10 protein-coding genes are annotated in these 12,962 nt (G+C 67.7%); 4 read left to right on the top strand and 6 right to left on the bottom strand.

Annotated elements, in window-relative coordinates; all coding sequences use genetic code 11:
• Positions 1 to 9: 9 nt before the first annotated feature.
• The 5 genes from ACZ6JE_RS03610 to tkt form a co-directional block, all read right to left on the bottom strand.
• Complete coding sequence (locus ACZ6JE_RS03610) at positions 10 to 960, bottom strand: glucose-6-phosphate dehydrogenase assembly protein OpcA (protein ID WP_464318233.1); 951 nt, start codon at positions 958 to 960, stop codon at positions 10 to 12.
• Complete coding sequence (gene zwf, locus ACZ6JE_RS03605; protein WP_192060356.1) at positions 957 to 2,492, bottom strand: glucose-6-phosphate dehydrogenase; 1,536 nt, start codon at positions 2,490 to 2,492, stop codon at positions 957 to 959. The genes ACZ6JE_RS03610 and zwf overlap by 4 nt, the downstream gene beginning before the upstream one ends.
• 97 nt (positions 2,493 to 2,589) lie before the next feature.
• A complete protein-coding gene (locus ACZ6JE_RS03600) occupies positions 2,590 to 4,185 on the bottom strand; it encodes a glucose-6-phosphate isomerase (RefSeq protein WP_464318232.1) in 1,596 nt (531 codons plus the stop codon).
• Entirely contained in the window at positions 4,182 to 5,309 is a 1,128-nt protein-coding gene (tal, locus tag ACZ6JE_RS03595) for a transaldolase (RefSeq protein ID WP_464318231.1), read from the bottom strand. The genes ACZ6JE_RS03600 and tal overlap by 4 nt, the downstream gene beginning before the upstream one ends.
• Before the next feature lie 29 nt (positions 5,310 to 5,338).
• Positions 5,339 to 7,432, bottom strand: a complete 2,094-nt coding sequence (gene tkt, locus ACZ6JE_RS03590; protein ID WP_464318230.1) for a transketolase — start codon at positions 7,430 to 7,432, stop codon at positions 5,339 to 5,341.
• Between the two features lie 297 nt (positions 7,433 to 7,729).
• Between tkt and ACZ6JE_RS03585 the strand changes: the two genes are divergently transcribed.
• On the top strand, positions 7,730 to 8,653 hold the full coding sequence (locus ACZ6JE_RS03585) for a heme o synthase (RefSeq protein ID WP_192060360.1): 924 nt from the start codon (positions 7,730 to 7,732) through the stop codon (positions 8,651 to 8,653).
• 17 nt (positions 8,654 to 8,670) lie between these two features.
• Here ACZ6JE_RS03585 and ACZ6JE_RS03580 read toward each other — a convergent pair whose 3' ends face one another.
• Positions 8,671 to 9,639 (bottom strand): COX15/CtaA family protein, encoded by a 969-nt coding sequence (locus tag ACZ6JE_RS03580; protein WP_243213428.1) that lies wholly within the window; start codon positions 9,637 to 9,639, stop codon positions 8,671 to 8,673.
• Positions 9,640 to 9,984: 345 nt separating this feature from the next.
• On the opposite strand from ACZ6JE_RS03580, the gene sufB reads away from it, so the two are divergent.
• The 3 genes from sufB to ACZ6JE_RS03565 are packed head-to-tail and all read left to right on the top strand — an operon-like array spanning position 9,985 to position 12,959.
• The gene (sufB, locus tag ACZ6JE_RS03575; protein ID WP_192060362.1) at positions 9,985 to 11,403 is read left to right on the top strand and encodes a Fe-S cluster assembly protein SufB; all 1,419 of its coding nucleotides are present in this window, start codon (positions 9,985 to 9,987) and stop codon (positions 11,401 to 11,403) included.
• The gene (gene sufD, locus ACZ6JE_RS03570; protein ID WP_464318229.1) at positions 11,404 to 12,624 is read left to right on the top strand and encodes a Fe-S cluster assembly protein SufD; all 1,221 of its coding nucleotides are present in this window, start codon (positions 11,404 to 11,406) and stop codon (positions 12,622 to 12,624) included.
• On the top strand, positions 12,621 to 12,959 hold the full coding sequence (locus tag ACZ6JE_RS03565; RefSeq protein ID WP_192060364.1) for a non-heme iron oxygenase ferredoxin subunit: 339 nt from the start codon (positions 12,621 to 12,623) through the stop codon (positions 12,957 to 12,959). The genes sufD and ACZ6JE_RS03565 overlap by 4 nt, the downstream gene beginning before the upstream one ends.
• Positions 12,960 to 12,962: the final 3 nt, after the last annotated feature.

Below are 12,962 nucleotides of genomic sequence, written 5' to 3'. Positions count from 1 at the left end.
TCGTCTGCCCTAGCTGTCCTGGACGGGTTCGCTCAGTTGGCGAACCCCATGTTCGACGACATCACCGAAGAGGTCGTCGGGGTCGAGTCTACGGAGTTCCTCGGCGAGGCAGTCGCGGAGCGAACGGCGTGGCAACGCGAGGTCGTGCGTCGGCTGACCCGGCTGCCGCAGCGTCGCGACGTTGTCCTGCTCGCGCTCGAGCTCGATGGCTCCGGAGGCGCGCAGCAGTCGCACTCCCTGGATGCCGCTCGAGCCGGTGGCGCGTGTCGTCAGCTCGTTGTCCACCGTCACCTGGAGCTGCAACCGCAGCCACGCCGCGAGCAGGAGGGTGGAGGGGGAGTCCGGCGCGCCGCTGACCTCGACCGCGGTGACGGGCTCGTACGGAGGCTGATCGAGAACAGCCGCGAGCTGAGTCCGCCAGAGCGTCAGCCGGGTCCAGGCGAAGTCGGTGTCACCCGGGGCGTAGGTCTCGGCGAGGTCGACGATCGTCTGTCGCGGGTTGTCCTGGCTGGCAGCGTCGGTGATGCGGCGTTGGGCGATGCGTCCGAGTGGGGACTCCGACACGACGGCCGGCGCCTTGCCCGGCCACCAGGCGACGACCGGGGCGTCGGGGAGGAGCAGCCCGGTGACGAGACCCTCCTCGTCGCTGGCGGTGTCGCCGTAGGCACGGAGCACGATGACCTCGCTGGCTCCCGCGTCTCCGCCGACACGGATCTGCGCGTCCAGGCGGGCGTCCGCGTCGGAGGCCTCGCCGCGTGACGTGGAGATCACGATGACCCGCATGGGGTGCTCGCGCGAGGCCTCGTTCGCCGCCTCGATGGCCTCCTCCTCCTCGCCGAGAGAGGTGGAGATGATCAGGGTGAGCACCCGACCGAGAGCGACCGCGCCTCCTTCCTCTCGGATGGAGACGAGCGACTTCTGCACTCGGGAGATGGTGCTGTCGGGCAGATCGACGATCATGGTCGCCTCCAGGTGCGGCCGTCGCGGGCCATGAGTTCGTCGGCGGACTTCGGACCCCAGGTGCCTGGGCGGTACTGCTCGGGCTGGCCTCGGCCGGCCCAGAACTCCTCGATGGGGTCGAGGATCTTCCAGGACAGCTCGACCTCCTCGTGTCGGGGGAAGAGCGGCGGATCACCGAGGAGGACGTCGAGGATGAGCCTCTCGTAGGCCTCGGGGCTCGCTTCGGTGAACGCGTGTCCGTAGCCGAAGTCCATCGTGACGTCACGCACCTGGGTGCCGATGCCGGGAACCTTCGAACCGAAGCGGAGGGTCACGCCCTCGTCGGGCTGGACCCGGACGACCAGGGCGTTCTGCCCCAGTGATGTCTGAGAGCCGAAGATGTTCTCCGGGACCTGCTTGAAGACGATCGCGATCTCGGTGACCCGGCGTCCGAGGCGCTTGCCTGCCCGGAGATAGAACGGGACTCCGGCCCACCGGCGCGTCGCGATCTCGAGCTTGATCGCCGCGAAGGTCTCGGTGACGCTCTCGGGGTTCATGCCCTCCTCATCGAGGAACCCGAGGACCTTCTCACCGCCCTGCCAGCCGCCGGAGTACTGACCGCGTGCCGTGCCCGTCGCGAGGTCCTCCGGCAGACGGACTGCCGAGAGGACCTTCTCCTTCTCGGCGCGGAGGTCCTTCGCGGTGAACGACACCGGCTCCTCCATGGCGGTGAGGGCGAGGAGCTGGAGGAGGTGGTTCTGGATGACGTCCCGAGCGGCGCCGATCCCGTCGTAGTAGCCGGCGCGACCCCCGACGCCGATGTCCTCGGCCATGGTGATCTGGACGTGATCGACGTAGTTGGAGTTCCAAAGGGGCTCGTACATCTGGTTCGCGAACCGGAGCGTGAGGAGGTTCTGGACGGTCTCCTTGCCGAGGTAGTGGTCGATCCGGAAGACGGAGTCGGGTTCGAAGACGGTCTCGACCACCGCGTTCAGCTCACGCGCGGTCTTCAGGTCGCTGCCGAAGGGCTTCTCGATGACGACACGACGCCAGGCGCCGTCTCGTTCTTCGGCGAGTCCGGAGTTGCGGAGCTGCTCGGTGACGATCGGGAACGCCTTCGGCGGGATCGAGAGGTAGAAAGCGTGGTTGCCCATCGTCCCCCGCTCGCGGTCGAGCTCCTCGATGGTGTCTTTCAGACGGGTGAACGCGTCGGCGTCGTCGAAGACGCCCTGGACGAAGCGGAAGCCCTCTTTGAGCTGGCGCCAGACGTCCTCGTCGAAGGGCGTGCGGGCGTGCTCCTTCACCGCCTCGTAGACCACCTGCTCGAAGTCCTGCCCCTCCCATTCGCGTCGGGCGAAGCCCACGAGGGCGAAGCCGGGTGGCAGCAGGCCGCGGTTCGCGAGGTCGTACACCGCCGGCATGAGCTTCTTGCGCGACAGGTCACCGGTCACGCCGAAGATGATCAGGCCGCTGGGCCCGGCGATGCGATTGAGACGACGGTCGGAGGGGAGTCGCAGGGGATTCGATTCGGGAGTGATCTCGACCGGTGACATGCGTGGTGGTTTCTTTCGGGTCGTGATTGTCCGGCGGGGTCTCGCACACCCCGACCGGGAGGCGGGTCGGCGTCGCGGACGACGCCGACCCGCTCGGTCAACGGAGCGAGGCGAGCAGCGCGGGGAGCGCCGCGGCCACGTCGGTGACGGTCAGGGTGAGCACCGGACGGCCGTGCTCGGCGAGCACCTTCGCGTCGCCGGCGGCCTGCGCCTGGACCAGCTGTCCGAAGGTGAACGGGCTCTCCGGGATCTCGAGGTCGCGCTCGGCGACCTGCGTGATCTGGAGGAACACGCCGTTGGCGGGACCGCCCTTGTGGTACTGACCCGTCGAGTGCAGGAACCGAGGTCCCCAGCCGAACGTCACGGGGCGCTTCGTGCGCGCCGCGAGAGCGTCGCGCAGCGTCTCGAGCTCCGGGTTCGCGACCCGATCGATGTACGCCTGGATCGACACGTAGCCGTCGTCGTCGAGATGCGACAGCAGCGCCGTCACAGCGCTGTCGAGCGACTCCCCGACCTCGAGGCCTCCGACCTGACGCACCTCGACGCCCTCGGCCGTGAAGGCCGGGGGAGTCGGAGCGGGTCGGTCGTCCAGGAGAGCCCGCGTCGCGATCTTCGCCGACTCGACGTCGGGCTGGTCGAACGGGTTGATGTCGAGCAGTCGACCGGCGACGGCGACCGCGTACTCCCAGACCATGATCTGACCGCCGAGCGAGCCGGAGATCTCCACCTCGCCGGGGGCGACCTCACGGGTCTCCGCTGCGTTGGCGACGAGGCGCACCACCTGCACGTCGTGCAGGTCGAGCGAGATCTCCGGTCCGTCGGTGCCGAGGACGACGGGCAGGAGCCCACGCCCCTGCTTGCCGGTGGACTCGGCGATCAGCTGCTCCGCCCAGTCGGGGAACCCGATGATGTGCGTGCCGTCGGCGACGATGGCGATCTTGTCGCGCAGCGGCTGAGTGCCGGCGATGACGGCGCCGAGCACGAGCCCCGGGTTGTCGACGGAGTCCTGCGCGAGCTCGACGGTGACGGCGTCGGCCTCACTGAGCAGCTCGCGGATGTCGGCACCGGCCAGACCGGACGGCACGAGACCGAACGCGGACAGCGCCGAGTAACGACCGCCGATGTTGGGGTCGGCGTTGAAGACGCGGTAACCGGCTTCACGGGCGGAGGCGTCCAGGGGCGAACCCGGATCGGTCACGACCACGATGCGGTCCACGGGATCGATGCCGGCGTCGCGGAAGGCCTTCTCGAAGGTCTTGCGCTGGCTGGCGGTCTCGACGGTCGAGCCCGACTTCGACGACACGACGAGCACGGTGCGCTCGAGGCGGTCGGCGAGGGCCGTCAGGACCTGACCGGGCTCCGTGGCGTCGAGCACCGTCAGCTCGACGCCGTAGGTGCGTGTGATGACCTCGGGAGCCAGCGACGAACCGCCCATGCCCGCGAGCACGACGTGGTCGACGCCCTTGCCCGCGAGCTCCTCGCGGAGCTCGGCGATCTGGTCGATCAGCGGGGTCGAGACGACGACCGCCTCCGTCCAGCCGAGTCGCTTGGCCGACTCGTCCTCCGCGTCAGGACCCCAGAGTGTGGGGTTCTGAGCGGTGATGCCGGAGGCGACCAGGTCGTCGACCAGCTGCGGGACGACCTTCTCGATGGCTTCCGCGGCGGCGCCGCTCGCTGCGATCGTGATGGTCACTTGGCGGCCTCGGCGGGCTTCGACGCCTCGAGCGCGGCGGCGACGGTGTCGAGCAGTTCGTTCCAGGAGACGATGAACTTCTCCACGCCCTCCTTCTCGAGCAGCTCGGTGACCTCGTCGTACGAGACGCCCTGGGCGGCGATGGCGTCCATGACCTCGTTGGCGGAGGCGTAGGAGGAGCTGATCGAGTCGCCGCGGATGTCACCGTGGTCGAAGGTCGCCTCGAGCGTCTTCTCGGGCATCGTGTTGACGACGTCGGCCGCGACGAGCTCGACGACGTACGTCGTGTCGAGCACGTTCGGGTCCTTCACACCGGTGGAGGCCCAGAGCGGACGCTGCTTGTTGGCACCGGCGGCCAGCAGGCCCTTGGCGCGCTCGGTGTCGAAGGCCTGCGTGTAGACCTCGTAGGCGAGCTGGGCGTTCGCGACGCCGGCCTTGCCCTTGAGGGCCTTCGCCTCGTCGGTTCCGACCGCGTCCAGGCGCTTGTCGATCTCGGTGTCGACGCGCGACACGAAGAACGAGGCGACCGAGTGGATCGTCGTGATGTCGATGCCGGCGGCCTTGGCCTGCTCGAGACCGGTCAGGTAGGCGTTGATGACGGCGCGGTAGCGCTCGAGGCTGAAGATCAACGTGACGTTGACGCTGATGCCCTGGGCGATCACCGCGGTGATGGCCTCGAGGCCCTCGACCGTCGCGGGGATCTTGATGAGCGCGTTGGGACGACCGACCTTGGCGGCCAGCTTGATCGCCTGGTCGATGGTGCCCTGGGCGTCGTGGGCCAGACCGGGCTCGACCTCGATCGACACACGGCCGTCGAATCCCTTCGAGCTGTCGTAGATCTCGCGGAAGATGTCGCTGGCACGCGTCACGTCGTCCGTCGTGATCTCGAAGACTGCGTCGGTGACGCTCACGCCGCTCTTCGCGAGGAGCGCGACCTGGTCGTCGTACGCCTCGCCCTTGGCCAGAGCCGAGGCGAAGATCGTGGGGTTCGTGGTGACCCCCACGACGTTGCGCTCGGCGATGAGCTTCTGGAGCCCGCCCGCGTTGATGCGCTCACGCGACAGGTCGTCGAGCCAGATGCTGACGCCGGCGGCGGACAGCTGTGCGGTGTTTGATTCGGTCATTTCTCTTCTTCTCTCTTCTTCGCAGGCGCTCAGAGAGCGGCCAGCGAGTCCTTGACGGCTGCGACGGCGGCTTCGGTCGTGATGCCGAACTCGCGGTAGAGCGTCTTGTAGTCGGCGGAGGCACCGAAGTGCTCGATCGAGATGCTGCGGCCGGCGTCGCCGACGATCGCACGCCACGGCATCGCGATGCCGGCCTCGATGGACACGCGCGCCTTGACGGCGGCGGGCAGGACGGATTCCTTGTACTCGGCGCTCTGCTCGTCGAACCACTCGAGGCTGGGAGCCGAGACGACCCGGGCGTTGATGCCCTCGCTCTTGAGCACCTCGCGGGCCTCGACGGCGATCTGCACTTCGGAGCCGGTGGCGATCAGGATGACGTCCGCCGTGCCTCCCGGAGCCTCGGCGAGGACGTAGGCGCCCTTCGCGACGTTCTTCGCCGAGGCGAAGGTGTCGCCGTCGGCGTCGCCCTCTCCGCGTTCGAAGACGGGGAGGTTCTGGCGGCTGAGCGCCAGACCGGCGGGGCCGCTGTGTCGCTCGAGGATGGTCTTCCAGGCCCAGGCGGTCTCGTTGGCGTCGGCCGGACGGACGACGTCGAAGTCGGGGATGGCGCGCAGCGCGGCCAGCTGCTCGACCGGCTGGTGGGTGGGGCCGTCCTCGCCGAGGGCGACGGAGTCGTGCGTCCACACGTAGGTGACGGGCGACTTCATGAGAGCCGCGAGACGCACTGCAGGACGCATGTAGTCGCTGAAGATCAGGAAGGTCCCGCCGAACACGCGCGTGTTGCCGTGCAATGCGATGCCGTTCATGATCGAGCCCATGGCGTGCTCGCGGATGCCGAAGTGGAGGACGCGCCCGTAGGGGTTGCCCTGCCATTCGTGCGTCGACCACTCGGTCGGGACGAACGAGCCACCGCCCGCGATCGTGGTCAGGTTCGACTCGGCCAGGTCGGCGGAGCCACCCCAGAACTCGGGGACGACATCGGCGATGGCGTTGATGACCTTGCCCGAGGCGGCACGGGTGGACACCTCTTTGTCGGTCGGGAAGACGGGCAGAGCCGCGTCGAGGCCCTCGGGCAGCTCGCCCTTGAGGACGCGGTCGAGCAGCGTCTTCTTGTCGGGGTTGGCGGTGGCCCACTCGTCGAACGACGTGGTCCACTCGGCGTGCTGCGCCTGACCGCGCTCGACGGCCTTGCGGGTGTGCTCGAGCACCTCGGGGTCGACGTCGAAGGTCTTCTCCGGGTCGAAGCCGAGGACCTCCTTGAGGCCGGCGAGCTCTTCGGCGCCGAGTGCGGAGCCGTGGATCTTGCCGCTGTTCTGCTTCTTGGGCGAGGGCCAGCCGATGATCGTCTTGAGGATGATCAGCGACGGCTTGCCGGTCTCGGCCTTGGCGGCCTCGATGGCGTCGTTCAGGGCGCGGACGTCTTCGACGTACTCGCCCGTCTTCTTCCAGTCGACGACCTGGACGTGCCAGTCGTAGGACTCGTAGCGCTTGTGGACGTCTTCGGTGAAGGCGATGTTCGTGTCGTCTTCGATCGAGATCTGGTTGGAGTCGTAGATGACGACGAGGTTGCCGAGCTGCTGGTGGCCGGCGAGCGAGGAGGCCTCGCTGGTGACGCCCTCCTGCAGGTCGCCGTCGCCGGCGATCACGTAGACGTGGTGATCGAACGGCGAGGTGCCGACGGCCGCCTCGGGGTCGAAGAGCCCACGCTCGAAGCGGGCGGCGTAGGCCATGCCCACGGCGGAGGCCAGACCCTGACCCAGAGGTCCGGTCGTGATCTCGACGCCGTCGGTGTGTCCGTACTCGGGGTGACCCGGCGTCTTCGAACCCCAGGTGCGGAGGGCCTTGAGGTCGTCGAGCTCGAGGCCGTAGCCACCGAGATAGAACTGGACGTACTGCGTCAGCGAGCTGTGACCGACCGAGAGGATGAAGCGGTCGCGACCGATCCACTCGCTGTCGCTCGGGTCACGGCGCATGACCTTCTGGAAGAGGAGGTAGGCGGCGGGCGCCAGGCTCATCGCCGTGCCGGGGTGGCCGTTTCCGACCTTCTCGACCGAGTCGGCCGCGAGAACGCGGACGGTGTCGACTGCCTTGTTGTCAATGGATTCCCATTGCAGATCTGCCACTGGAAGTTGACCCTTCTTGATGCGGATTGCGCGGGGTCGATTCGCTCCCGCGCTGACATGCGCCTGCCGAGACGTCGTCGGCTTCGGTCGAACGCACACCGCAGGGTGGGATCAAGACGGGGAAATGGGTTCCGATGTCGGAGATTCCAGCGCCGAACGGGCGTACGACTGGCAAGCACCTGTCAGTATAGGGACGAACATGCCGGTCCTGCCCGCATGTGACTCCCAGAGAACCGTCACCGCCGACGATCATCGCCTAGACTTTTCGAGCAATCCGCTCATCTCGTTAGAGGACTCATGACCGCAGCCGTAGACACCCGCCCCGACACCGAACCCCGGGGCATCCGTCGCAAGGCTCGGGCCTACGTCGCCCTCACGAAACCACGCGTGATGGAGCTCCTGCTCGTCACCACGGCGCCGACCATGTTCCTGGCGCAGGGCGGGGTGCCGAATCTGTGGCTCGTCGCCGCCACGCTGATCGGTGGCGCCTTGAGCGCGGGCTCGGCCTCTGCCTTCAACTGCTACATCGATCGCGACATCGATCGGATCATGAAGCGGACGCAGGGTCGCCCGCTCGTGACTGGCGAGGTGTCCGATCGCGAGGCGCTCGTGTTCTCGTACGTGGTGGGTGTCGCGTCGATCGCGTGGCTCGCCCTGACGGTCAATCTGCTGTCCGCCGCTCTGTCGCTCGGCGCCATCCTCTTCTACGTCGTCGTCTACACGCTCTGGCTGAAGCGTCGCACGCCTCAGAACATCGTCTGGGGCGGCATCGCCGGGTGCATGCCCGTACTGATCGGCTGGGCGGCGGTGACGAACTCGCTCACCTGGGCGCCGGTCATCCTCTTCATGGTGATCTTCCTCTGGACGCCGCCCCACTACTGGCCGCTGTCGATGAAGTACCGCGACGACTACGCGGCAGCCGAGGTGCCCATGCTCTCCGTGGTGCGCGGTCGATCGATCGTCGGGCTTCAGGTCATCCTCTACGCCTGGGCCACGGTCGTCTGCTCGCTGCTGCTCATCCCCGTCGCCGGCATGGGCGTCCTCTACACGGTCGTGGCCGTCGCCAGCGGACTCTGGTTCATCTGGGAGTCCCACCGGCTGTACAGCCGCGCGATCCAGCAGGTGGCCGAGGTCCGACCCATGCGGGTCTTCCACAGCTCGATCACGTACCTCACGCTGCTCTTCCTGGCGGTCGGCATCGACCCGCTCCTGGCCTTCTGAGCCGGTCCGAGAGCAGATCAGATCCGCGCGACGTCCCGTTCCATCGGAGCGTCGATCTCGTCGGGCGCCTGGTCGTTCTTGAGAGACAGGACGACCGCGGTCATGGCGGCCACGAGCAGCGCCGACAGCACCATGTGGCTTCCGACCAGCACGGGCGGAAGACCGGTGCGGGCCTGGGTGATGCCGACGGCGATCTGGACGAGTTCGACGCCCAGCAGGAGGACGGGGAACCGCCGGGGGAGACCGGCCCTGATGGTCCACACGACGATCGCGATGGTCAGGGCGAGCGTGGCGTAGGCCGGCCAGCTGTGGACGTGATCCATGACGGCCGGGTCGAGTCCGTTGCGAGGTGTGGCGGCGTCGCCGGCATGCGGACCGGATCCCGTGGTGAGGATGCCGACGATCACCGTGACGCCGACGACGGCCGCCGCGACGTGCACGAGTCGGGCGTAGCCGCTCGACGTCGCCGCGTACGCCCCGCGTGGTCCTTTGAAGACGCGCCAGAGGAGCACGGTCGTCAGCGCGACGAGGAAGATCGACACGACGAAGTGCGCACCCACGATGTAGGGGTTGAGACCCGTCAGCACCGTGACGCCGCCCAGAGCCGCCTGGAACGGGATGCCGAGACCCTGGATGAGCGTCAGGACGAAGAGGTCGCGTCGGACGGCGCGCATCCGGATGACGGCCAGGAACGCGAGTATCACGACGATCGTGAGCACGAAGGTGAGCAGACGGTTGCCGAACTCGATGACGCCGTGGATCCCCATCTCGGGGGTGCTGACGAACGACTCGGGCGTGCACCGCGGCCACGTGGGGCAGCCGAGACCCGACCCGGTGAGCCGGACCGCGCCTCCTGTGCCGATCAGGAGGACCTGGCAGGCGAACGACGCCCAGGCGATGATGCGGACCCGTCGGTCGACCGTCGTCGGCAGCCACGACCTGACGCGCGACAGCACTCCGACCGGACCCACCTGTGTGTTGCTCACGAACTGCTGCCTTTCGTCGCTTTCGGCGCTTCGACCTGTAGAATCAACGGGTTCAGGAACACAACCCGGTATGGCGTCGACGTCGACGCACATGGTCTGCTCGGACCGATGTGAGTACGGCGGCTTGGCCGCCCTACGAAGAACGAGTCTAGGCAACGCGCACCTGTCATCCGACCGTGAATAAGGTTGTAGAGGTGCGGGTGACGGCCGCCGGTGTGGTCGCCTCGCGTCGCGAGTGGCTGAGCCACAACAAGAGCGGATCCCGACGGGGCCCGCTCGCAGGAAGGGCGTGGGAATGGTCATCCGTCTCCCCGTGTTCGCTCCGGCAGAAGGAAGAGGTTAGAGATGTCAGACGTGTTGATCGATCGACCAGAGCTCGCAGGCCTGGGCCAGTACGAGTTCGGCTGGGCCGACTCCGACGCGGCGGGCGCCTCGGCGCGGCGCGGCGTGTCACCCGAGGTCGTCTCGGACATCTCGGCGCTCAAGAACGAGCCCGAGTGGATGCTCAAGAACCGCCTCAAGGGGCTCGCCCTCTTCGAGAAGAAGCCGATGCCGACCTGGGGAGCAGACCTCTCCGGCATCGACTTCGACAACATCAAGTACTTCGTCCGCTCCACCGAGAAGCAGGCGACCACCTGGGACGACCTCCCGGACGACATCAAGAACACCTACGAGAAGCTCGGGATCCCCGAAGCGGAACGCAACCGTCTCGTAGCCGGTGTCGCCGCGCAGTACGAGTCCGAGGTGGTCTACCACCAGATCCGCGAGGACCTCGAGCAGCAGGGTGTCATCTTCATGGACACCGACACGGCCCTGCGCGAGCACCCCGAGCTCTTCCAGGAGTACTTCGGGACCGTGATCCCGGCCGGCGACAACAAGTTCGCGGCGCTCAACACCTCCGTCTGGTCGGGCGGGTCCTTCGTCTACGTCCCCAAGGGCGTCCACGTCGAGATCCCCCTGCAGGCCTACTTCCGTATCAACACGGAGAACATGGGTCAGTTCGAGCGCACGCTGATCATCGCCGACGAGGACAGCTACGTGCACTACATCGAGGGCTGCACGGCTCCCATCTACAAGTCCGACTCGCTGCACTCGGCGGTCGTCGAGATCGTCGTCAAGAAGAACGCCCGCGTCCGCTACACGACGATCCAGAACTGGTCGAACAACGTGTACAACCTGGTCACCAAGCGCGCCATCGCTCACGAGGGAGCGACGATGGAGTGGATCGACGGCAACATCGGGTCCAAGGTCACGATGAAGTACCCGTCCATCTACCTGGTGGGCGAGCACGCCAAGGGCGAGACCCTCTCCGTCGCCTTCGCGGGCCCCGGCCAGCACCAGGACGCCGGCGCGAAGATGGTCCACATGGCGCCGTACACGACGTCCTCCATCGTGTCGAAGTCCATCGCCCGTGGAGGCGGCCGCGCCGGCTACCGCGGCGAGATCCGCGTAGACCCGTCCGCGCACCACTCGGCGAACACCGTCCGCTGCGACGCTCTGCTGGTCGACACGATCTCCCGATCCGACACGTACCCTGCCATCGACATCCGCGTCGACGACGTCCAGCTCGGTCACGAGGCGACCGTGTCGCGGGTCAGCGAAGAGCAGCTCTTCTACCTGATGTCGCGCGGCATGGCCGAAGACGAGGCCATGGCGATGATCGTGCGCGGCTTCATCGAGCCCATCGCCCGAGAGCTGCCCATGGAGTACGCGCTCGAACTCAACAAGCTCATCGAGATGAGCATGGAAGGATCCGTCGGCTAGATGTCTGCCGCAGCACCCACCACCACAGACAGCAGCACCTCCGAACGCGTCCAGCACGGCGCCGGAGCCCACACCGACGGCGGATGGGGTCTCGTACCGGTCCAGACCCGGTCAGGTCGCTTCTCGTCGACCGATCCCGCGGCCTTCCCCGACGTGACCGGTCGCGAGGTCGACTGGAAGCTCAGTCCGGTCGCGCGCCTCCGTCCCCTCATCGACGGTCCTCTCGACGGTTCCCCCTACGCCTATCTCGCCCGCGAGACGGGCGGGGCGACGGTCGACTGGGTCGACGCGTCCCATGCACGGGTCGGCACCGCCGGAACTCCCGAAGACAAGGCCTCGGCGAACGCCTGGGCGAGCGTCGAGAAAGTCCTCCTCGTCGAACTGACCGGCGAGGAGCCCTCCACGGTGACCATCGGTCGCTCGGGGCTCGACCGCGAACCGCGCGCCGGTCACACCGTCATCCACGCCGCCGCCCACACGACCTCTCTCGTCGTTCTGCGGAACACGGGCTCGGCGCGACTCGTCGAGAACGTCGAGATCGTGGTCGACGACGGCGCCCACCTCACCGTGGTGACGCTCCAGGAGTGGGACGACGACGCGGAGCACCTCGCCAGTCACTTCGCCACGATCGGGCGCGACGCGCAGTTGAAGCACTTCGTCGTCAGCCTCGGCGGGTCCATCGTGCGGGTCAACCCGTCGGCGCATCTCGCCGGCCAGGGCGCCGACACCGAGCTCTACGGTGTCTACTTCGCCGACGCGGGCCAGCACCTCGAGCAGCAGGTGTACGTGAACCACGACGCGCCGAACTCGCGGAGCCGGGTCAACTACAAGGGCGCGCTCCAGGGCGAGGGCGCTCGGACGGTCTGGATCGGCGACGTCCTGATCGGGCGCACCGCACCGGGCACCGACAGCTACGAGCAGAACCGCAACCTGGTGCTCAGCGAGGGCACGCGGGCCGACTCGATCCCCAACCTCGAGATCGAGACCGGTGACATCCAGGGCGCGGGTCACGCCAGCGCCACGGGTCGCTTCGACGACGAGCACCTGTTCTACCTGCAGTCGCGCGGCATCTCCGAAGACGAGGCACGTCGCCTCGTGGTCCTCGGGTTCCTCAGCGAGGTCGTCCAGAAGATCGGCGAGCCCGAGCTCCAGGATCGTCTGATCGCGGCTCTCGAGGTCGAGCTCACCTCGGCTCCCGGAACCGGGGCGGTCACCCGATGAGCGTCAAGATCTGCGGAGTCGACGACGTCACGCCGTCACAGGCGCTCCGCGTCGTCGTCGACGGGGTCGCCATCGCCGTCGTGAAGGACAGCGCCGGCACGATCCACGCGATCGGCGACACCTGCACCCACGGAGACATCTCCCTGGCAGAGGGTTTCGTCGAGGACGACACCCTCGAGTGCTGGGCCCACGGCTCCAAGTTCGAGCTCACGACCGGCAAGCCGCTCACCCTCCCCGCCTACGAACCCGTCCCGGTCTTCGCCGTCTCCGTCGTCGACGGCGACGTCTACGTCGACACCAGTGCCACGCCTTCGCCGGCGGGCGTCGCACAGTAAGGA

The organism is Frigoribacterium sp. AC759 (assembly GCF_979256015.1).
This window is presented reverse-complemented; position numbering and strand designations above follow the sequence as displayed.